Origin of the sequence: Pseudomonas mendocina (assembly GCA_037482215.1) — a bacterium.
Classification (GTDB): Bacteria; Pseudomonadota; Gammaproteobacteria; order Pseudomonadales; family Pseudomonadaceae; genus Aquipseudomonas; species Aquipseudomonas mendocina_E.
The window spans coordinates 4,610,915-4,630,304 of the sequence record CP148074.1 but is presented as its reverse complement, the minus strand read 5'-3'; the positions used below and the strand labels follow the sequence as shown (position 1 = coordinate 4,630,304).

The window sequence follows — 19,390 nt, the reverse complement described above, 5'->3', positions numbered from 1 at the left end:
ACCGATACAGATCACGCCAGGGATATATCCATGCAGGATTGAGCTTATTGGCAGGTTTGATGCTGGCGCTGGGGGTAATCACCGCCCCCAGTTGTGGCTGCTCAGCGCCACCGCATCGTGTGCATGGAGGCTCTCTGCATGCACCACCTTGATCTTGAAAGCGTTGTATTCAGGGCCTGCCAGCAGCGCCTGGTGCAGGCGGCGGGCGGCGTCTTCGCAGAACATCAGGTTTTGTCCGTTGGCTAGAGCAAAGGCCTGCTCATCCGCACGTTTCACCGCAGTCTGCACGGCTGTGCCGAGGGCTTTCTCAGCGCGGTCGATTAACGCCAGCAGCGGTATTTCATCGACATCGTCCTTAAGCCGCACCTGTAGGGTGGCCTCACTGCGCTGGCTGTGCGGCGTTGCGACAATCCCATTGCTGGAGCCCAACCATTGCAGCATGCGCTCGTGGTCCAGTGACTGCCCGTGAAAGTCCTCGGTGAACTGTTGCTGAATCAGCTGGCGGGCGAGTGCTGCCGAGCAAGGGCAGGTGGACGAGTAACTCAGCCTGAACAGTAGTTCCACGTGGAACCCCTTTGCTGACTGGCTTGCACGCAGGGTGAAGGGATAGCTCTTCCATCCAGATAGGGCGCTGATCAGCGCAGGCCGATTGAACACCGCCTCGCCGCTCAGGCGGATAAACGCCTGCTCTGACAGGTCAGCATGGCTGTGCAGGAAGTCTCTCAGTACGTGCTTGAGTGCCGAGAGCGTCAGCGGTCGTTGTTCCAGTTGGTGCAGGCCTAGAAACAGCCGCGACATGTGGATACCACGGGCGTTGCCGTCATCCAGGCTGACACCGGCGTCGACGATGGTGTTGATGGCTTGCTCCGCGAGCAAAACAGGCAAGGCAATACCTTCCATGCCCACCCAGTCGAGGGTTTGTTCGAGGCTGCTGGCTTGGGCGGCAATGTCAGGCAAGGCGGGTGCGTTCATCGGGATTAGGGCTCTTCGATTGAATAAATGTTATGTTATAACAATAATATCGTGATTCCGAACACACAAATACAGAAGCGACTGAAGGCATGCCTGACCTTCCAGCGCCGCTGATGAGGACAACTTGAAAATGAACCGCCCCCTTCCCGTAACCCTGCTGTCAGGTTTCCTTGGCGCGGGCAAAAGCACGCTGCTCAACGCCATTCTGAAAAACCGCGACGGCCTCAAAGTTGCGGTCATCGTGAATGACATGAGCGAAATCAACATCGACGGCAGCGAAGTGCAGCGCGATGTCAGCCTTAACCGTGCCGAAGAAAAACTGGTGGAAATGAGCAACGGCTGTATCTGCTGCACCCTACGCGAAGACCTGCTGATCGAAGTGGCGCGCTTGGCTGAAGAGGGCCGTTTCGATTACCTGCTGATCGAATCCACCGGCATCTCTGAGCCGCTGCAAGTGGCTGAAACCTTCACTTTCCGTGACGAGCAAGGCCGCAGCCTGTCCGACCTGGCACGGCTGGACACCATGGTCACGGTGGTCGATGGCGTGAACTTTTTGGCTGACTATCAAGCCGCGGAAAGCCTGGCTAGCCGAGGTGAAAGCCTGGGTGAAGAAGATGAGCGCGCCATCAGTGATCTGCTGATTGAACAGGTGGAGTTCGCAGACGTGCTGTTGGTGAGCAAAGCTGACCTGATCAGCAGCCAGGAGCGTGAAGAGCTGATGGCGATTCTGCGTGGCCTCAACAGTGAAGCGGAAATTCTGCCGATGGTGATGGGCAATGTACCGCTGCAAAAGGTGCTCAACACCGGGCGTTTTGACTTCGAGCGTGCCGCTCATGCACCGGGCTGGCTCAAGGAACTGCGCGGTGAACACACGCCGGAGACTGAGGAGTATGGCATTGCATCGACCGTCTACAGGGCGCGTCGTCCGTTTCATCCGCCGCGCTTCTACAACTTCATCAACCGTGAATGGCTCAATGGACGCTTGCTGCGCTCAAAAGGCTTTTTCTGGCTGGCCAGCCAGTACCAGAACGCGGGCAGCTGGTCCCAGGCGGGCGGGCTGATGCGTCATGGTCATGCCGGGCGATGGTGGCGTTTTGTGCCACAAACCCAATGGCCGCATGATGAGGAGAGCCTGCAAATGATCATGAAGAATTGGGACAATCAGGTGGGCGATTGCCGCCAGGAACTGGTCTTTATCGGCCAGAACATCGACTTCGAACGGCTGCGTGAAGAGTTGGATGCCTGCCTTCTGAACGACCTTGAATTGCAAGGTGGCCCTAGCGCCTGGGCTGAACTGGAAGACCCGTTCGGTATCACGGTGGAGGATGTCGCATGATGCTGGCTGAAGCGCTTCAACTGGCACCTCAGCAACTGGCCAGTGAGCGAATGGATGTGCTCGCCGACATCCTGCGTGATGACGTGAACCTGGCCATCTGGCAGCGCAATTTACCGGCGCACATCAGTGAGTTTGCCGAGGGCCTGCTGGCTCAGGGGGATACATTATCCGTAACCCGTCATATCGAGTTGGATGACCCGGAGCAGTTGGTCAGTCTTGCTGATTTGCTGCCCCAGTACAGCGACTTGCCGGGCCATGATGCGTTTCTCACTGACATAAGCTGGCTGGTAAGCGCCTATGCTTCTCTGCTCGATGCCCAGCGCTTAGGTCTTCGCCTAAGGGCGTTGGACAAGGCGATGTGCCCACGCTTTCACGTTGACCACGTGCCGGTGCGGCTGATCACCAGCTATGCCGGTGTGGGCAGTGAGTGGTTGGCCGAAGAGGCCATGCTGCGCAGCGAGCTGGGCAATCCGCAGGCGGAACCTGTCAGGCCCGAGCGTATCAATCGGGCCCTTGCCGGGCATGTGATGATGGCCAAGGGCGAGCGCTGGGTCGGCAATGAGGGGGCGGGCATCATCCACCGTTCACCACAGCCCCCGGCAGGTGAGCGGCGCTTGTTACTGACGCTGGACTGGCTGGCCTAATAGGCCATCCATACGCCCCGGCTCTGCTTTTCACAGTAGGGTTTGAGGTACGCGGCGTCACTGGCTACGCCGTAGTAATGAATGTCCTGTTTGTAGGGTGTGCCGCTGACCCCGGCGTTGCGGCAAACGCCAAAGGCGCCGATGGGGCACTGCTCGACAAAATCGACTTCAACCTTCTGTCCTTTGAGCTGCGGCTTACAGAAGCCGGTGCGAAACAGATTGGGCGGAATGCTGCGGTTCTGCTGGCAGACCTTCACGTCCAGCCGTTCGGCTTGGGTATGCACCACGCAGGCTTCGCCCCACGCGAGGCTGGATGAGGCCAGCAACGTCAATAACAGGGCAATTCGCATGGGGTTCTCCTTGAGCAGTGGCGTCAGCCCGTCGGGGTGGGCCGCAGGTGCGGATGATGCGCCAAAACGCGTTGCGCGATCCAGCGTTAGAATGCTGCTAATCCCAACGCAGAAAACACCCAGACCATGCTCACTCAGATCCCCACCCATGTGATTGCCGGGCCGCTCGGCGCAGGCAAGACCAGCCTGATTCAGCAACTGCTTAAACAGCGCCCGGCCCATGAGCGCTGGGCACTGCTGATCAACGAATTCGGGTTGGTCGGGCTGGATGCCGCGCTGCTGAGCACGGATGACGACGGTGTCAGCATGGGCGAGGTGGCCGGTGGTTGCCTGTGCTGTGTGAGTGGCGTGCCGTTTCAAGTGGGGCTGGGGCGCCTGCTGCGTAAGGCTAAGCCGCACCGGCTGTTTATCGAACCCTCAGGCCTGGGGCATCCGCTGCAATTGCAGGGGCAGTTGCGTGATGCCCCGTGGTTGGATGTGTTGGCTGTACAGCCGCTGCTGATGGTGCTCGATGCACAAGCGCTGGCGGCAGGGCAGGGCTTGCCGGAAGCCCAGCAGGAAACCCTCGCCAGTGCCGGATTGCTGGTGCTGAATAAGTCCGAACAACTGGACGAAACGGCCCGCGCCGCGCTGGCTGCACAGTTGCCGCAGACAGCCCTGCACTGGACAACACAAGGCCGGGTTGAGCTGCAACAACTGCCGGGCATTACTACCCAGGCGCAAGCCGCTGAGGCGGCGCCCAGTTTGCCCGCTGGCCCAGCGCCGATGCCGCAGCTGTGGCTCAATGCCGATGAGCCGATCTGCCAGGTGCAGCAACAGCCTGAAGGCTGGAGCATCGGTTGGCGCTGGCACCCGGCGCAGCAGTTTGAGTTGATGCGCGTGCAGCAATGGCTGACCAGCCTGCCTTGGCAGCGTGCCAAGCTGGTCTTACAGACCAATGCGGGTTGGCTGTCGGCCAATGCCTTGCGTGGCCAGGCGCTGCATTGGCAGAGCAGCGAGTGGCGCAAAGACTCGCGGCTGGAATTGATTTTCACCGAGCCACAGGATGTGGCAGTTTTGCAGGCTGCGTTCAGCGCTTGCCGTCTGTAGCCTGCTGCATTTACCAATCGCGCCACCGTTTTAGGTTTTTAGATGGATCTGCAACCCTGGTCTCACCCTTGTTCCGCCGGTTTTACCCTGCGTGGTTGGCACACGCCGCCCAGCGGTAAGCCTGTCCTGCATTTTCTACATGGCAATGGCTACTGCGGCCGTGTGTACACACCCATGCTGCAGGCCCTGGCAGAGGATTTCGATCTCTGGTTGTGTGATGTTCAGGGGCACGGTGAGACGGATCACGGTGGTCGCTTCCACGGCTGGAACCGCAATGCCGAAATGGCTGTAGAAGCGTTTGCCCAAGGTCGCAGCCGCTTTGGCGCTGCCCCAGCCTATGCTGTCGGCCATAGCTTTGGCGGCGTGCTCACCTGCCTGATCCTAGCTCGGCATCCAGACTTGTTTCAGCGGGCTGTGTTGCTAGACCCGGTATTGTTCAGCAAGGCCATGATCGGGGTGATGGCATTGTCTGATGTGGTTGGCTTGAGTAAGCGCAACACCATGGCCACTAAAGCCCGCAGTCGGCGCAGTCAGTGGCCTGAGCGTGCCGCTGCTTATGCCGCCCTGCATGGCCGGGGTATGTTCCGTGGCTGGGATGAGGCGGCTTTTGACGCCTATATTCAATACGCCCTGCGCGATACCGAGCAAGGCGTCGAGTTGTGTTGCCGCCCCAGCCGTGAAGCAGAAATCTTCAGCTCGTATCCGCGACGCCTGTGGCCTTCATTGAACAAAATCACTACGCCTTCGTTGATGCTTTATGGCGAGCACAGCTTTCCCTTTGTGGCCCAGTCTGCCGCCCGCTGGACGGCGATAAATCCCCACGTCCGTGCCCGTACAGTAACGGGCGGGCATTGTTTTATGCAGGAGCAGCCTGTGGATACGGCTGTGCGGGTCAGGGGCTTTCTCCTGCAAAAGGGCTGACATATTGGGCATGGAACCTGCGTGACAGATTCTGCCTCCAACGGCTTTACCTCAGGGAATGAAGATGAAGCGAATCGCACTTGTGCTCATGCTGGTGCTGACAGCCCAGGTTCAGGCGCAGCCCACTGAATGGCTGGAAAACCCGGCCGTCGGCACATTGTTCCAGCAGGCCGGTATCGACGGGACTTTTGTCTTGCATGAAGTCGGCAGCGACAAGGTCGAGGGCTACAATCAGGCTCGTGCGCAAACCCGCTTTTACCCCGCCTCGACGTTTAAAATCCCCAACTCGCTGATCGGTTTATCCACAGGTGCGGTCAGCAGTGTGGATGAAGTGATCCCCTGGGATGGCAAGCCCAAGTTCCTTAAAAGTTGGGAGCGAGCCATGGGCCTGCGTGAGGCTATTACGGTTTCCAACTACCCGATCTACCAGGAGCTGGCACGCCGGGTAGGCCTTAAGCGCATGACAGCACAGCTCGCCGCCCTGAATTACGGTAACGGGCAAGTGGGGGAGCAGGTCAATACGTTTTGGGTCGAGGGTCCTCTCACGATCAGTGCCATCGAACAGACGGAATTTCTAGAGCGTCTGGTGCAGGATAAATTGCCCTTTACCCCGGAGATTCAGGAAGCGGTAAGGGAGATCACCCTGCTGGAAGAAGGGCCCAACTGGCGCCTCTACGGCAAGACAGGTTGGAGCAAAGCCATCAAACCCGGCGTGGGCTGGTGGGTCGGCTGGGTGGAGCAGGATGGCCGCTACTACACCTTTGCTCTGAACATGCCGATGGACGATCTCAAAGACGCCAGCAAACGTGTTGAGTTAGGCAAGGCCAGCTTACGTAAGTTAGGACTTATATGAGCTGGCCAACAATCGATGGCGGTGATTCTGAGCATGCTAAATGTGAATGTTCTGTTGGATTGGGTTGGCGAAATTTAGCTTATCCTTCAGTGGAACACATAACATAAGCAGAGGTATTGGACGTATTGTTGGTTCCTGTCCTTAAACTAAAGCTTTTATAAGTTGAGCCGTCTTTGGCCCAATAATAATCACTTGCGCCTCCGCATTGATTATTTAGCGGCCACTCCCAGAGTGTGCACATTTCTTCGTTGTTTTCGTTGACACTAATAGCGCTTGTGGATTGGATGTATAGGTTTTTTGCCTGAGCATATGTGGCTACTTGCCCGTTAGCATCTGTGCAGGCTGCAATAGCCTCTGTAGATGACTTTAAACCAATATCCAGGCGGAATATAGGGTCTGGTGGGTAGTGTTCGCTGTTATCTTTCTTTTGGACCTTACCCAAACTCTTTGAAATATATATGGATTCATTTGGGTCTGTGGACGCAGCAGGTGTGGTTAATATGTATTTAACTGTGATGTCTTTTCCTACATCTTCCGAGGTGGCGAAGTAAGTTAGAGATGTTTGTCCTGGAATAGGTACACCATCACGCAGCCATTGAACTTTAGCTGTAACAATGTCGCCATCCTTATCTTTTGTAGAGATCAAATAATGGCGTAAATCGTCACCAACTATCGGTGCGGAGCCTCGGCGAGTATAGTTAAAAATCTCAGGCTTTGAAGTCAGTTCAGGTGGGTGGCCTTTAACTGCTAGCGTTCTCGCCGTCAAACTATCTTGAGCCGCGTAGGGCTGGTTAACCGAAATTAATAGAATGGCTGATACAATGTATTTTTTCATACGTGTACGCCTTAAATTTGAGATTCTGGTTAGTTGTTTTAGTCTATTGATTTTTTCATTCGGCTATCGTTGTCACTTTGTTATTTATTATTATGATGTTATGGAATCTAAGGTTAAGAATTTATTCACTATGGTTATACTGATTTTTCTAGCTGCTAGACGTCTAGGTGGTCATTATAGTCAATTTTAGAAATGCCATCCTAACGCGGTGGCTTTAATGAGATAATCAAATAGTCGTGTGTAATTAGAGAGGGAAATCGTGACGGGGGCTTATAGTTCAGAGGCTATGCGCGTTGCATAGAGTTCCTCCTTCTATGTATCAGTGGTTGGAAATATCGCGCTGATCGGCGCGATGCGTTTCCCGCCACTTGGCCAGTTCGATAACGTTGTTGTCCTCGAAGGCAGGTTCGCGCATGGGGTGCGGCGCCAATTCAATACGGCCGAGGTGACGGCCGAACATAATGATGCTGCCCGCATGGCGTTGCTCACCGGTGACGGTGAACTCAAAACCGTAAACCCGTGCTAGGCGCTTGCGCCCTTTGCTGTCGGCCTCAAAACCGATACGGCGCAGGGCCACATTGCCGTCGAGTAACTCCACATCGACCCGTGAGCAGTGATGTTTAACCAGTTCCAAGGCGCGCTCTCGCAGGCCATGGGCGTGCCACAACCACGCGCAAAACGCGGTAAACAGCATGGCGAGGAACATATCGAACAGGTCGAACATGACGGCTCCGGGACGTGGTGTGGCGAGTGCGTTCAGTCAGTGCGCAGCGTTACTGATCAGTCTAACGACTTGTAGCGCTCTTGCAGTTCAGCACGGATTTTGCGGCGTTGAATGGCCTGATTCTGTCGGCGAATACCATCGGGGGTATCTGGAACCAGCTGCGGTACTGGGGTCGGCTTACCCTCGTCATCCAGCGCCACCATGGTGAAGAAGCAACTGTTGCTGTGGCGTACTGAGCGCTCGCGGATGTTTTCCGTGACCACTTTGATGCCGATTTCCATGGACGTGCGCCCGGTGTAGTTGACCGAAGCGAGAAAGGTCACCAGCTCACCGACATGAACCGGCTCGCGGAAGATCACTTGATCCACTGACAGCGTTACAACGTAGCGGCCTGCGTAACGGCTGGCGCAGGCATAAGCCACTTCATCGAGATACTTGAGCAGAGTGCCACCGTGAACCTTGCCAGAGAAATTGGCCATGTCCGGTGTCATCAATACGCTCATCGACAGTTGGCTGCTAAAGGGTTCCATAAACCGGGTTTCCGTATATCGCGTTGAAAGCCTATACATTACCGGTTGTGGAGGAAAATGGCCCGTGCGCTTTGTCTATCGACGTAATCGGCACTAACCGACCTGACCGGAGGCGCAGGGTTTCTGTGGTCTCCGCTCAGGCCTGTCAGAGAGGCGTGATCAGGCGTGATGCAGGTACCAGCGCCAGTCTTGTTCGCCGACTTCGCCCATAAATTGGCGGAATTCGGCCCATTTGATCGACAGGTACACCTCAAGGAACGCCTCACCCAGCGCTTCTTTAGCCCAGCTGGATTGTTCCAGTGCACGCAGAGCGGTTAGCCAATCGGTGGGCAGGGTTTCCCGCGCCTGCTCGTAGCCGTTGCCAACGATAGCCTCACCGGGATCAATCTGATTTTTGATGCCGTGGTGGATGCCGGACAGGATGGCGGCAGCGGCCAGATAAGGGTTGGCGTCAGCGCCGCAGATGCGGTGCTCCACATGCCGACTCTTCGCCGGGCCGCCCGGTACGCGGAACGACACGGTGCGGTTGTTGACGCCCCAGCTCTTGGCCAGCGGCGCGTAGCTGTTAGCTTGGAAGCGGCGGAAGGAGTTGGCGTTAGGACAGAAGATCGCCAGTGCATCGTTGAGCGTGGCCATCATGCCGCCGATAGCATGACGCAGCAGCGGTGTGCCATGAGGGTCTTCGCTGGCCATCAGGTTGTTGCCTTCGGCATCCGCCAAGCTGACGTGCATGTGCAGGCCGCTGCCGGCCAGATCGCCAAATGGCTTGGCCATAAAGCAGGCCTGCAGGCCGTGTTTGTTGGCCACGCCTTTGACCAGACGTTTGTAACGGATGCCTTCATCCACTGCTTGTAGCGCGTCGAAGCGGTGCTCCAGAGTCAGCTCCAGCTGGCCCGGTGCGTATTCGGAAATTGCCGTGCGTACCGGCAGGCCCTGTACTTCGCAGGCGGCGTAGAGGTCATCGAGGAACGGCTGGACCTGTTCCAGTTCGTAAACCCCATACACTTGTGGTGCTTGTGGGCGCACGCCGTTGCACTGCACAGCAGGCTGCGGGCGGCCATTGGCGTCGCGGTTTTTATCCAGTAGGTAGAACTCCAGCTCCACCGCCATCACAGGGTGGTAGCCGTCGGCTTTGAGCCGGTCGATGGCGCGGATCAGTACGTGACGTGGGTCCGCCACCGCAGCAGGCAGGCCCTGTTCGGGGTGCATGCTCACTTGCAGTTGGCCGGTCGGCGTAGTGCGCCAAGGTTGCAGGGTGAGGCTGCCGGGCAGGGGATAGGTCCAGCAGTCGGCGTCGGCGACTTCCCAGACTAGCCCGCTTTCTTCAACGTCTTCACCCTGCATGGTCAGGGCCAGAATCGAGCTGGGCAGCGGTCGGCCGTTTTCGTAAATGGCCAGCAGTTCGTCACGGTGCAGCAGCTTGCCGCGTGGAATGCCGTTGGCGTCGATCAGCATCAGCTCGATGCTGCGTACTTCAGGGTGTTGGGCGAGGAAGTCGCGGGCTTCCTGAATTTCGGCGAATTGCATGATGCGGTCTCGTGTAAGGCGTGTGCCGGTAATGTGGTGGTGTTTTGGTGGATAACGCTTTGCGCTTATCCACCCTACGAGATGGCGGCGCGTGATTTTTGTAGGGTGGATGGACGAAGCCATCCACCAACGTCAGGCGATTATTCGCGGGCGCCGGGAATGGCCAGCAATTCGCGCAGGGCCTCATCCAGGGTGCTGATCAGTTTGTCCACGTCATCGGCTGTGGTGCTCGGGCAGCACAGGGTCATGTTGTGGAATGGCGTGATCAGGATGCCGCGGTTGATCAGGTACAGGTGCAGGGCCATTTGCAGTTCATCGTGGAACGCGGCTTCGGCTTCGGCACCGGTCTTCGGTGATACCGGGCAAAACTGGAACTCACTGCGTGCACCCAGCTCGGTCACTGACCAGCGCAGGTTGTGGTTGAGAATCAAACGGCGGAAGCCGTCGGCCAGACGTTTAGCCAGCGGCAGCATGTGGTCGTAGGCTGCTTGCGTCATCACCTGTTCCAGGTTGGCGCGCATGCAGTGCATGGCCAGGGCGTTGGCGGACAGCGTGGTGCCCATGCCGCTGTGGCCGTGACCGTGGCTGTTTTCGCTGGCTCGCTTGCGTGCGGCGGTCATGGCGTCGGCCATTTCTGCGCTGCAACCGAAGATGCCACATGGCACACCACCGGCAATGGGTTTGCCGACGACGAAGAAGTCCGGCTGCAGATCCCAAAGCTTGGTGCAGCCACCGATATCGGTGGAGATGGTGTGGGTTTCGTCGATGATCAGCAGGCTGCCGTACTTACGCGTCAGCTCGCGGCACTTCTGCATAAAGCCCGGCTCAGGCAGCACCATGCCGATATTGGTCATGGCCGGTTCGCACAGCAGGGCGCACACATCGCCTTTGGCCAGTGCGGCTTCCAGTGCCTCAACATCGTTAAACGGAATTGAACGGCTGTGTTCGGTGAGGTCGTAGGCCTGGCCGATCAGGCCACTGCGCAATACGGTTTCGCCGTCGCGGTAGCGCACCATCACGTCATCCACGGTGCCGTGGTAGCAGCCATCAAACACCAGCAAGGTTTTACGCTGAGTAATAGCCCGCGCCCAGCGCAGCACGTAGCGGTTAGAGTCGGTGGCGGTGGCGGTCACTTGCCAGAAGGGCAAGCCGAAGCGCTTGGCCAGCAGCTCACCGCAAACCACAGCATCTTCGCCCGGCAGCATGGTGGTCAGGCCGTTGTTGCCTTGTTCGGCAATGGCTTTGGCGATTGGGTCAGGCGAGTGGCCGAACATGGTGCCGGTATCGCCCAGGCAAAAGTCGATGTACTCGTGGCCGTCTACGTCATAGAAGCGTGCGCCTTTGGCGCGCTCCACGAACAGGGGGACTGGAGTGGACCAGTCGGCCATCCAGTGCATAGGCACGCCGCCATACAACGAGTGGCGGGCGCGTTCGGCCAATTCGACGGACTTGGGGTTGCGCGCAAGGAAGCGCTGACGCTCGCGCTCGACGAAGGTGTCTACGGCGGCTTGGGAAATACCACTGGCGGTCATGTCGGATACCTGTTGTTTTTTCTTCACTGTATTTTGTGATCACAAAAAATACAAGTAGTGCTGTTAATGCTGCTTACTGGTAGTTTATTGCGAAAAATGTGATCACAAAGAAGGATTGCACGATGCAACAACCACAGGTCGCTCTGGTGAGCGGGGCGGGTAGTGAGAGCGGGATTGGGTTTGCCATCTGCCGTCGTCTTGGGCAGCAGGGCATGCGTATTTTGTTGACTGCCAGCAGTGATCGCATCGAACAACGCGCCGCCGAACTAAGGGCCGAAGGCATTGAGGCTCGTGGTCGCCCAGCTGACCTGACTGATGAAGAGCAAGTGCAGGCGCTGTTTCAGTGGGCGGAGGCGCAATGGGGGCAGGTGGATGTATTGGTGAACAATGCCGGGATGGCCATGCAAGGCAGCCCGGAACCCTTCGCTGAACTGGTCACGATGGACTTGGCGACCTGGAACCTGTCCATCGCCCGCAACCTCAGCACCGCCTTCCTGCTGACCCGCGCCGTGCTGCCGGGAATGCAGGCGCGGGGCTACGGACGCATCGTCAATATCAGCTCCACCACCGGCACCCGTGGCAGCAATGTGGGTGAGTCTGCTTACAGTGCGGCCAAGGCCGGGATGCTCGGCATGAGCATGGGGCTGGCGCTGGAAGTGGCCAAGCAAGGTATTACCGTCAACAGTGTCGCGCCAGGCTGGATTGCCACCGGCTCGTCCACTGAAGAAGAGATTCGCGCCGCCGAGTACACGCCTATGGGGCGTGCAGGCCGCCCGGAAGAAATTGCCGCCGCCGTGGCTTTTCTCGCCTCACGGGAGTCCAGCTACATCACCGGCGAAGTCATCGTTGTCGATGGCGGCAACTGTTTGATTGAAAACAAAGCACCCTGAGTCAATTTAAGAAGGAAAACCCCCATGCGTGACTGCTCCCTGACACTCGCCCAGCTCCCTGCACCACCGGTACAAGGATGCTAATTCGTTATGGCCGACAATCTGCAAGAACAGCTTTATCAGCGCATCCGCCAAGACCTTCTCAGCGGACGTTTTGAACCCGGCGAGCGTCTTAAAATTCGCGACCTCGCTGCCAACCTGGGGACCAGCCCCATGCCTGTGCGCGCCGCGTTGCAACGACTGGTTGCCGAGGGCGCATTAGAGGGCGAGCCGCAGCGTTCATTGCGCGTGCCGCCGATGACCCGCGAACGTTACGAACATATCTATCAGGTGCGCCTGAGCCTTGAGGGGCTGGCTGTCGAGCTGGCCACACCACGCCTGAGCAGCGACGAGATCAGTGCTCTGCGGGAGTATGTGGAACAGATGGATCAGGCCATCGAACAGCGTCAGGTGCAGGCTTATCTGGATGCCAACAGCCAGTTCCACCTGACCCTCTATCAGGCCTGCGGCAATCCGGTGTTGCTGCGCAGCATCGAGTCGTTGTGGTTGCAGGTCGGGCCGTTCTTCAACCGCCTGTTTACCGATGCGGATATGTCACTGCGCTTTAACGACTTCCACGAAGAAGCCCTGAATGCATTGCAAGCAGGGGATGCCAAGGCAGCACGGCAAGCCATGGAGCAGGACATGAGCTACTTTGCCCGCTACCTGCTCAACTTGCTGGATCTGGAAAGTAAGGTGCGCTGAGGGCTCAAATAAAACGGGCAACCCTTGGGTTGCCCGTTGTTACATCAGCTTTCCAGCCAGACGTCCCGAGCCCAGTGCCAGACTGACTCCCAGCTTTCTTCGCTGAACTCTTCGGTCTCGGCTTCCCACAGCAGCACCGTGCCGTCTTCTTCCACGACGTAGTAGTTACCGTGGTCTTCACACAACGGCACCATTTCCCGTGGCACACCGAGGGACCAAGCCGTAGCGGCGACTTCTGGCAGATAGGTATGGGACTGCGGATCACTGGCGGTGACTGGCTCCAGGCGGCCAAATACCACATCACTGACTTGCAGGAGGAACTCACGCAGGCCGTGGGGCAGGTGAATCAGGATCTGTTCCTGAATCTCCACCAGCGTTTCTTCATCCGGTAATTCCAGAGGCACTGGCACCGGTTCGTTGAGTTCGCGCAACTGCTCGATGACGTCTTCCACGGGATAGCCTCTTGCTAGCAATCAAATCGGGCGTTTATACCTGAGTATATAACGGGGTAAAAGATGGCATAATGCCTTTATATGCCGCGACCTAGACAGGTTGCCAGCGACAAAAGGATTTTGTCATGAAGATTGATTTCGAAGTTGCCTCCGCCCCTCCCTCTGCGAAAACCTTCGGCCTGCCAGCCTTTTCCGTGAATCCGGTAAAGCAAAACCTGGCTGAATTCATGCCCTATGCTTTGTGGAGTGCCGTAGCCTTGAGCTTGGGCCTTAACTTCTATGTACTCTCGGACTCGGCCGCTGAGCGTGAAATTCACGTGCTGCAACTGCATGTACAAGCGCTTGAGCAGGCTAACGCGATTCAGCAGCAATCCTTGATGCATCACGAGAAGCTCTTGGTCAGCCAGCATCAGTCCCAGCTTGACGATGTATTCAAGCGCAGCGAAGAGCCCGACAGCGTTGGCAGGATTAGTCAGCTCTTACAGGAGCAGGAAAGGGATCTGCAAAAGCTCGTGGCGGCGATGAAAGAGAGTATGCGCGATCTGGCCAATATGATGCCCGGGCCACGGGAATGGGTGAATTATTACGCCGAGCAACTGGACGCCTTTGAGCGCAACAGCCGCGAGCGCGACCGCCTTATACAAGACTGGGCTGCGGGTGTGCACTAACCGGTTTTGAAATTAAAACGCCGCTAAAGCTTGGGCTAAAGCGGCGTTTTATTTAGGCCCCACGCAATGAGCGGGCAGGGCAAATGGCATCAGCCTGCGTGGAAGAACGCCAGCTTGTTGCCATCTAGATCACGGATGTAAGCCAGGTACATGCCTGGCAGACGCTCACCCGGCGCACCTTCGTCAGTCGCACCCAGGGCCAGAGCCTTGGCGTAAACACCGTCTACCGCTTCACGGGAGCTGGCGACGAGGCTGATCATGGTGCCGTTACCCGCGGTGGCTGGCTCGCCGTTTTGCGGGCCGCAAATGCCGAAGCTCGGTTCAGCCGGGCTCTTGCCGAACAGCACCACACGGCCAAAATCTTGTTGCACGGTCGCACCCAACTCGGCTAGCAGCTCGGTGTAGAAGGCCTTGGCTTTCTCGATGTCGTTGGTGCCATACAGGGTGTAAGCAATCATGCGGGTACTCCTTAAGTAAAACCCGTGGGGGATAAAACCGCCGAAATTGTAGCCTGAATCGGCGTCGTTCAGCCTGAATTAGGAACGATCGTTTTGCAATCGTCAGAGATCTCTACGCAGGGTTAGCCTGCCCCGGAGACGGCAATAAAAAACGCCGCATACCTTCGCAGGTAGCGGCGTTTTTGTAAGCGCGGTTTGGCTTAGTTTTGACGGATGCCCGCCACCAGCCAAGGTTGGTTTTCACCAACTGCACGCTCCAGGCGCCAGCTTTCGCTAAACTGCTCGCCCTGGTCGAAGCGCGAGGTTTTCGAGATACCGGTGAAGGTCAGGGTGGCAACAGTCTTGTCGCTGTTGTCATCCACGCCGTCCAGCTGTACGTCGAGGTTGTCGATGTAGGTGGACTGGAAGCCATCACCCAGTTCGGCACGCTCGCGGCGCAGGAACTCAAGCATTTGCGGGGTGACGAACTCGGCGATCTTGTCCATCTCGTTCGCATCCCAATGCTGTTGCAGGCTCATGAAGTGCTCACGACCCGCATTGATAAAGCTCTGCTCGTTGAACCAAGCCGGGGCGTTGATAACCGGCTTGATCAGCGCGCTGCTGCTGTTCGGGATGCTGTTGCCGAAGATGTTGCTGGAGCCGTTGTTGCTGCTCGGCATTTCACGTTGCATCGGCACACCACCGGCTGCTGCCGGGCTTGCTTGCTGGCGACGGGCCGCGAGGAAGCGGAACAGCAGGAAGGCGATCAGGCCGAAGATCAGGATGTCCATGAACTGGATGCCTTCGAAGCCGTCACCCATAAACATGGAGGCCAGCAGACCACCGGCAGCCAGACCGGCCAGAGGGCCCAGCCAGCGCGAAGCACCGCTTGCAGCAGCAGGCTGACGGCCAGCAGTGGCAGGCGCAGCGTTCTGTTGTGCAGGCGCTTGTTGACGGGTCTGATGGCTCGGCGCGGAGCCGAAGGATTTACCGCCACCCAGGCGTTTGGCCTCGGCGTCGAAACTCATGGTCAGGCCCAGCGTCATGAACATGGCCAGGGCAATACTAAGGAAACGTTGCATGCAGGCTGTCTCTTAATGATTGGAACTACGCGGGTCATCTTGCGCTGTCTGTCTACAGCTGGCTAGCCAGAGAGTGTTTCTGGCTTTTGCTTTACGCTCAAAGCCTAGTCTGCTGCGGTGACAGTTGGTGATGCCCAGTGGATAAATCGACGGGCGGGGCTTAATGGCGCCGCCTGTCGGTTGATGGGTTGGCTCAACGCCAGTTGTACAGCTCTTTCTCGGAGATGTCCTGCATCTTACCGGCCAAGGCCTGGAAGGCTTGCATGGAGGCCCAGATGCGTCCGTTCAGGTCGTTCTCGGCAGCTAGCTCGCCAAGCACGTTGATGCTTTCACGCTGCATGGCTTCCAGTACGTCATCGGGGAAGCGTTTGAGCAGTGTGCCGGATTTCTTCAGCTCATCCAGGGCCAGGGCATTGTGATAGGTGTAATCGTCGAGCATGTCCTGGCTGGTGGCGCGGGTTGCCTCGGTGAGGATGGCTTGCAGGTCGGCAGGCAGGCTGTCGAAGGCCTTCTGGTTGATCAGCAGCTCAAGGGTCGCCTGAGGCTCCTGCCAGCCGGGGAAGTAGTAATACTTGGCCGCCTGTTGCAGACCGAAGGCTTGATCATTGAAGGGGCTGACCCAGTCAGTGGCATCGATGGCGCCGGTTTGCAGGGCGGTGAATACCTCACCACCGGGCATATTGACGCTGATGGCGCCGAGGCGGGAGAACACTTCGCCACCGAGCCCAGGTGTGCGGATCTTCAGGCCTTTAAGGTCAGCAAGGCTGTTGATTTCCTTGTTGAACCAGCCGCCCATCTGCATGCCGCTGTTGCCCACGGCCAGCGGTTTGATGCCGAACGGGGCGTAGGCTTCATCCCACAGAGCCTGACCGCCGCCTTTGTTCAGCCAGGCGTTCATTTCCAGAGTTGACAGGCCGAATGGCACAGAGGTGAAGAACTGTGCTGCCGAGACTTTCCCCTTCCAGTAATAAGCTGCGCCATGGCCCAGTTCAGCGGTGCCACGGGAGACGGCATCGAAGACTTCCAGCGCGGGCACCAGCTCGCCTGCGGCATAGACTTTAATGCTCAAGCGGCCGTTGCTCATGGCGTTGACCCGCTCGGCCAGACGCTCAGCAGAGGTGCCCAGGCCTGGATAGTTCTTCGGCCAGGCGGTGACCATTTTCCAGTGATAAACCTTGTCGGCTTGTGCTGCGCCTGCCTGCGCGGGCGCTTTGTCCTCTTTGCAGCCAGTAAGGCCCAGGGTTGCAAGCAGGGCGCTGGCAAGCAGCAGGTAACGGCGTTTCATGGAAGCTCCTTGGTCTTGTTCTGTCCGATGTGCCTTACAGTGCTTGCAGCTTGGCGTAGCTGAGCATCAGCCACTTGCTGCCTTCACTCTCGAAATTCACCTGCACCCGCGCTTGAGCACCGGAACCCTCAAAGTTGAGGATGGTGCCTTCGCCAAACAATGAATGGCTGACGCGCTGGCCCAGGCTGAAGCCGGTGTCTGGTACGGCACTGCCCGCGAACAGGTTGCTGTCGCTGTTACCACCGTTGCGGCTGACTGCACCAAAGGGGCGGCTGACGCTGTTGGACAGGCGAACTTCCTGAATCAGTGCCGGTGGAATTTCGCGGACGAAGCGTGACACCTTGTTATAGGTTTCGCTGCCATACAAACGTCGGGTTTCTGCGTAGGTGAGCACCAGCTTGTGCATGGCACGGGTGATGCCCACGTAGGCCAAGCGACGTTCCTCCTCAAGGCGGCCGGGCTCTTCCAGGCTCATCTTGTGCGGGAACAGGCCTTCTTCCATGCCGACCAGGAACACCAGCGGGAACTCCAGACCTTTGGCGCTGTGCAGGGTCATCAGCTGGATGCTGTCTTCGTTCTCGGCGGCTTGGGTATCACCGGCCTCCAGCGAGGCGTGGGTGAGGAAGGCCTGCAGCGGCGTGAGGTCGTCCTCTTCGTGGTTCTCGAAGTTGCGCGCGGCGCTGACCAGTTCCTCAAGGTTATCCACACGGGCCTGGGCCTTTTCGCCTTTCTCGGCCTGGTGATAGGCAATCAGGCCGCTCTGTTCGATGACGGTTTGGGTCATCAGGTGCAGCGGCATTTCGCGGGTTTTGCTGCTGAGGTTTTCGATCAGCTCGATAAAACCTGCCAGCGCACCCGCTGCCCGGCCCGGCAGGGCTTTGCTCGCCAGCATTTGGACGATGGCGTGCCACATGGGAAGGGCATGAACGCGGGCGTATTCGCGGATCGACTCGACGGTTTTCTCACCAATGCCACGGGTCGGCACGTTGATGATGCGCTCCAGCGCGGCGTCGTTCTCGCGGCCATCCAGCAGACGCATGTAGGCCATGGCGTTCTTGATTTCGGCGCGATCGAAGAAGCGCTGGCCGCCGTAGATGCGATAAGGGATTTTCTCCCGCAGCAGGGCTTCTTCCAGCACCCGCGACTGGGCGTTGGAGCGATACAGAATGGCGATTTCGCTGCGCTTGAGGCCGTCTTTGCGCAGGGCATCTTCGATCGACTCGACCACGTAGCGGGCTTCGTCTTGCTCGTTGAAGGCGGCATACAGGCGCAGCGGCTCGCCGTCGCTGTCTTCGGTCCACAACTCTTTGCCGAGGCGGCCCTGGTTGTTGGCGATCACGGCGTTGGCGGCTTTGAGGATGCCAGCGGTGGAGCGGTAGTTTTGCTCAAGGCGAATGACTTGCGCATCGGCAAAGTCATCGGAGAACTCGCGGATGTTCTCGATCTTGGCGCCGCGCCAGCCGTAGATTGACTGGTCGTCATCGCCGACCACCATCAGGCTGTCGCCGCCTTTGGCGAGCATGCGCAGCCAGGCGTACTGCACGGCGTTGGTGTCCTGAAACTCGTCCACCAGAATATGGCGGAAACGGCGCTGGTAGTGTTCCAGAATGCCGCCGGGGTTGTTGCGCCAGAGGTCTAGGGCACGCAGCAGCAGCTCGGCGAAGTCGATCACACCGGCGCGGGCGCAGGCTTCTTCATAGGCCTGGTAGATCTTGACCATGGTGGCCTGGAACAGATCACCACCGGCCTGAATGTTCTGCGGGCGCAGGCCGTCATCTTTCTGGGCGTTGATAAACCACTGGGCCTGTTTTGGCGGCCAGCGCTGTTCATCCAGGCCCAGCTCGCGGATTACTCGTTTGATCAGGCGTTGCTGATCATCGGAGTCGAGAATCTGGAAGTTCTCGCTTAGCCCCGCTTCTTTCCAATGTGCACGCAGCAGGCGATGGGCCAAGCCGTGGAAGGTGCCGACCCACATACCTGCGGGGCTGATGCCGAGCATTTGCTCAATGCGGTGACGCATTTCAGCAGCGGCTTTGTTGGTGAAGGTGACCGAGAGAACCGAGTGCGGCGAAGCATTCTCGATCTGGATCAGCCAAGCGATACGGTGCACCAGCACGCGGGTTTTGCCTGAGCCTGCGCCGGCCAGAACCAACTGCCGGCCGAGCGGAGCGGCAACAGCCTGGATCTGGGCGTCATTGAGGGAGGCAAGGAGGAGTTCAGGGTTATTTTGCATGGCGACATTTTAGGGGGGCAGGGCTGGCAGGGCAAACCGCTGGGCGCAATGTCGCGGATCAAGTGACTGACAGGTCATCGGTTAATGTTGGAAGAGAGTCTACAAAACAGACAAAAAGATAGGTATTTCTACACTAAATGCCATCACCCCATCTCTTGGGATTGGACGTTCCTTAACGTATGCTGCTGGGCGTTTAGGCAACCATGATTATAAAAAAACGCCTATGACTATTTCGAATCCGCCTCTAGAGGCAAACGGCGAGCAGGCGACGCCTGTGCAGAATGTT

General features: G+C 57.9%; 20 protein-coding genes. 8 read left to right on the top strand and 12 right to left on the bottom strand.

The genetic code is table 11. The annotated features are described in order from the left end of the window. Nucleotides 1–78 precede the first annotated feature (78 nt). A complete protein-coding gene (folE2, locus tag WG219_21315) occupies nucleotides 79–972 on the bottom strand; it encodes a GTP cyclohydrolase FolE2 (protein WXL25798.1) in 894 nt (297 codons plus the stop codon). A 130-nt stretch (nucleotides 973–1,102) separates the two neighbouring features. Between folE2 and zigA the strand changes: the two genes are divergently transcribed. Then, nucleotides 1,103–2,308, top strand: a complete 1,206-nt coding sequence (zigA, locus tag WG219_21310) for a zinc metallochaperone GTPase ZigA (GenBank protein ID WXL25797.1) — start codon at nucleotides 1,103–1,105, stop codon at nucleotides 2,306–2,308. Next, nucleotides 2,308–2,952: a DUF1826 domain-containing protein gene (locus WG219_21305; protein ID WXL28070.1), complete on the top strand. Its 645-nt coding sequence runs from the start codon at nucleotides 2,308–2,310 to the stop codon at nucleotides 2,950–2,952. The genes zigA and WG219_21305 overlap by 1 nt, the downstream gene beginning before the upstream one ends. Here the strand turns inward: WG219_21305 and WG219_21300 are convergent. Then, the gene (locus WG219_21300; GenBank protein WXL25796.1) at nucleotides 2,949–3,302 is read right to left on the bottom strand and encodes an NADH:ubiquinone oxidoreductase; all 354 of its coding nucleotides are present in this window, start codon (nucleotides 3,300–3,302) and stop codon (nucleotides 2,949–2,951) included. The genes WG219_21305 and WG219_21300 overlap by 4 nt on opposite strands. A 126-nt stretch (nucleotides 3,303–3,428) precedes the next feature. Here WG219_21300 and WG219_21295 point away from each other — a divergent pair, with 126 nt between their 5' ends. The 3 genes from WG219_21295 to blaOXA all read left to right on the top strand — a co-directional run bounded on the left by WG219_21295 (nucleotide 3,429) and on the right by blaOXA (nucleotide 6,165). Continuing rightward, nucleotides 3,429–4,391, top strand: coding sequence for a CobW-like GTP-binding protein (locus WG219_21295; protein WXL25795.1), 963 nt, complete (start codon nucleotides 3,429–3,431; stop codon nucleotides 4,389–4,391). Between the two features lie 42 nt (nucleotides 4,392–4,433). Beyond that, nucleotides 4,434–5,312, top strand: a complete 879-nt coding sequence (locus tag WG219_21290) for an alpha/beta hydrolase (protein WXL25794.1) — start codon at nucleotides 4,434–4,436, stop codon at nucleotides 5,310–5,312. A gap of 64 nt (nucleotides 5,313–5,376) precedes the next feature. Next, a complete protein-coding gene (blaOXA, locus tag WG219_21285) occupies nucleotides 5,377–6,165 on the top strand; it encodes a class D beta-lactamase (protein WXL25793.1) in 789 nt (262 codons plus the stop codon). A gap of 79 nt (nucleotides 6,166–6,244) precedes the next feature. Here the strand turns inward: blaOXA and WG219_21280 are convergent, their stop codons facing one another. From WG219_21280 to WG219_21260, 5 genes are all read right to left on the bottom strand, one after another. After that, a complete protein-coding gene (locus WG219_21280; protein WXL25792.1) occupies nucleotides 6,245–7,000 on the bottom strand; it encodes a hypothetical protein in 756 nt (251 codons plus the stop codon). Between the two features lie 319 nt (nucleotides 7,001–7,319). Continuing rightward, the gene (locus WG219_21275; GenBank protein ID WXL25791.1) at nucleotides 7,320–7,724 is read right to left on the bottom strand and encodes a DUF3301 domain-containing protein; all 405 of its coding nucleotides are present in this window, start codon (nucleotides 7,722–7,724) and stop codon (nucleotides 7,320–7,322) included. 56 nt (nucleotides 7,725–7,780) lie between these two features. After that, a complete protein-coding gene (locus WG219_21270; GenBank protein ID WXL25790.1) occupies nucleotides 7,781–8,254 on the bottom strand; it encodes an acyl-CoA thioesterase in 474 nt (157 codons plus the stop codon). 159 nt (nucleotides 8,255–8,413) lie between these two features. After that, on the bottom strand, nucleotides 8,414–9,781 hold the full coding sequence (locus tag WG219_21265) for a glutamine synthetase family protein (protein WXL25789.1): 1,368 nt from the start codon (nucleotides 9,779–9,781) through the stop codon (nucleotides 8,414–8,416). A gap of 140 nt (nucleotides 9,782–9,921) precedes the next feature. Further along, entirely contained in the window at nucleotides 9,922–11,313 is a 1,392-nt protein-coding gene (locus tag WG219_21260) for an aspartate aminotransferase family protein (GenBank protein ID WXL25788.1), read from the bottom strand. A gap of 122 nt (nucleotides 11,314–11,435) precedes the next feature. Between WG219_21260 and WG219_21255 the strand changes: the two genes are divergently transcribed. Together WG219_21255 and WG219_21250 are read left to right on the top strand one after the other, a co-directional pair. After that, on the top strand, nucleotides 11,436–12,203 hold the full coding sequence (locus tag WG219_21255) for an SDR family NAD(P)-dependent oxidoreductase (GenBank protein ID WXL25787.1): 768 nt from the start codon (nucleotides 11,436–11,438) through the stop codon (nucleotides 12,201–12,203). Between the two features lie 90 nt (nucleotides 12,204–12,293). Beyond that, entirely contained in the window at nucleotides 12,294–12,947 is a 654-nt protein-coding gene (locus WG219_21250; GenBank protein WXL25786.1) for a GntR family transcriptional regulator, read from the top strand. Nucleotides 12,948–12,991: 44 nt separating this feature from the next. Here WG219_21250 and WG219_21245 read toward each other — a convergent pair whose 3' ends face one another. Continuing rightward, entirely contained in the window at nucleotides 12,992–13,399 is a 408-nt protein-coding gene (locus WG219_21245; protein WXL25785.1) for an SMI1/KNR4 family protein, read from the bottom strand. 125 nt (nucleotides 13,400–13,524) lie between these two features. On the opposite strand from WG219_21245, the gene WG219_21240 reads away from it, so the two are divergent. Continuing rightward, the gene (locus WG219_21240) at nucleotides 13,525–14,067 is read left to right on the top strand and encodes a hypothetical protein (protein ID WXL25784.1); all 543 of its coding nucleotides are present in this window, start codon (nucleotides 13,525–13,527) and stop codon (nucleotides 14,065–14,067) included. A gap of 89 nt (nucleotides 14,068–14,156) precedes the next feature. Here WG219_21240 and WG219_21235 read toward each other — a convergent pair whose 3' ends face one another. From WG219_21235 to uvrD, 4 genes are all read right to left on the bottom strand, one after another. Continuing rightward, complete coding sequence (locus tag WG219_21235) at nucleotides 14,157–14,525, bottom strand: VOC family protein (GenBank protein ID WXL25783.1); 369 nt, start codon at nucleotides 14,523–14,525, stop codon at nucleotides 14,157–14,159. 200 nt (nucleotides 14,526–14,725) lie between these two features. Further along, nucleotides 14,726–15,586, bottom strand: coding sequence for a TIM44-like domain-containing protein (locus tag WG219_21230; protein WXL25782.1), 861 nt, complete (start codon nucleotides 15,584–15,586; stop codon nucleotides 14,726–14,728). Nucleotides 15,587–15,779: 193 nt separating this feature from the next. Further along, a complete protein-coding gene (locus tag WG219_21225; GenBank protein ID WXL25781.1) occupies nucleotides 15,780–16,871 on the bottom strand; it encodes a TRAP transporter substrate-binding protein in 1,092 nt (363 codons plus the stop codon). 34 nt (nucleotides 16,872–16,905) lie between these two features. Further along, the gene (uvrD, locus tag WG219_21220; protein ID WXL25780.1) at nucleotides 16,906–19,104 is read right to left on the bottom strand and encodes a DNA helicase II; all 2,199 of its coding nucleotides are present in this window, start codon (nucleotides 19,102–19,104) and stop codon (nucleotides 16,906–16,908) included. Nucleotides 19,105–19,390 lie beyond the last annotated feature (286 nt).

Bases quoted from the DNA above. Each gene is read 5' to 3' on its own strand.
- folE2 (WXL25798.1), bottom strand. From the start codon at position 972: ATGAACGCACCCGCCTTGCCTGACATTGCCGCCCAAGCCAGCAGCCTC.
- zigA (WXL25797.1), top strand. From the start codon at position 1,103: ATGAACCGCCCCCTTCCCGTAACCCTGCTGTCAGGTTTCCTTGGCGCG.
- WG219_21305 (WXL28070.1), top strand. From the start codon at position 2,308: ATGCTGGCTGAAGCGCTTCAACTGGCACCTCAGCAACTGGCCAGTGAG.
- WG219_21300 (WXL25796.1), bottom strand. From the start codon at position 3,302: ATGCGAATTGCCCTGTTATTGACGTTGCTGGCCTCATCCAGCCTCGCG.
- WG219_21295 (WXL25795.1), top strand. From the start codon at position 3,429: ATGCTCACTCAGATCCCCACCCATGTGATTGCCGGGCCGCTCGGCGCA.
- WG219_21290 (WXL25794.1), top strand. From the start codon at position 4,434: ATGGATCTGCAACCCTGGTCTCACCCTTGTTCCGCCGGTTTTACCCTG.
- blaOXA (WXL25793.1), top strand. From the start codon at position 5,377: ATGAAGCGAATCGCACTTGTGCTCATGCTGGTGCTGACAGCCCAGGTT.
- WG219_21280 (WXL25792.1), bottom strand. From the start codon at position 7,000: ATGAAAAAATACATTGTATCAGCCATTCTATTAATTTCGGTTAACCAG.
- WG219_21275 (WXL25791.1), bottom strand. From the start codon at position 7,724: ATGTTCGACCTGTTCGATATGTTCCTCGCCATGCTGTTTACCGCGTTT.
- WG219_21270 (WXL25790.1), bottom strand. From the start codon at position 8,254: ATGGAACCCTTTAGCAGCCAACTGTCGATGAGCGTATTGATGACACCG.
- WG219_21265 (WXL25789.1), bottom strand. From the start codon at position 9,781: ATGCAATTCGCCGAAATTCAGGAAGCCCGCGACTTCCTCGCCCAACAC.
- WG219_21260 (WXL25788.1), bottom strand. From the start codon at position 11,313: ATGACCGCCAGTGGTATTTCCCAAGCCGCCGTAGACACCTTCGTCGAG.
- WG219_21255 (WXL25787.1), top strand. From the start codon at position 11,436: ATGCAACAACCACAGGTCGCTCTGGTGAGCGGGGCGGGTAGTGAGAGC.
- WG219_21250 (WXL25786.1), top strand. From the start codon at position 12,294: ATGGCCGACAATCTGCAAGAACAGCTTTATCAGCGCATCCGCCAAGAC.
- WG219_21240 (WXL25784.1), top strand. From the start codon at position 13,525: ATGAAGATTGATTTCGAAGTTGCCTCCGCCCCTCCCTCTGCGAAAACC.
- WG219_21235 (WXL25783.1), bottom strand. From the start codon at position 14,525: ATGATTGCTTACACCCTGTATGGCACCAACGACATCGAGAAAGCCAAG.
- WG219_21230 (WXL25782.1), bottom strand. From the start codon at position 15,586: ATGCAACGTTTCCTTAGTATTGCCCTGGCCATGTTCATGACGCTGGGC.
- WG219_21225 (WXL25781.1), bottom strand. From the start codon at position 16,871: ATGAAACGCCGTTACCTGCTGCTTGCCAGCGCCCTGCTTGCAACCCTG.
- uvrD (WXL25780.1), bottom strand. From the start codon at position 19,104: ATGCAAAATAACCCTGAACTCCTCCTTGCCTCCCTCAATGACGCCCAG.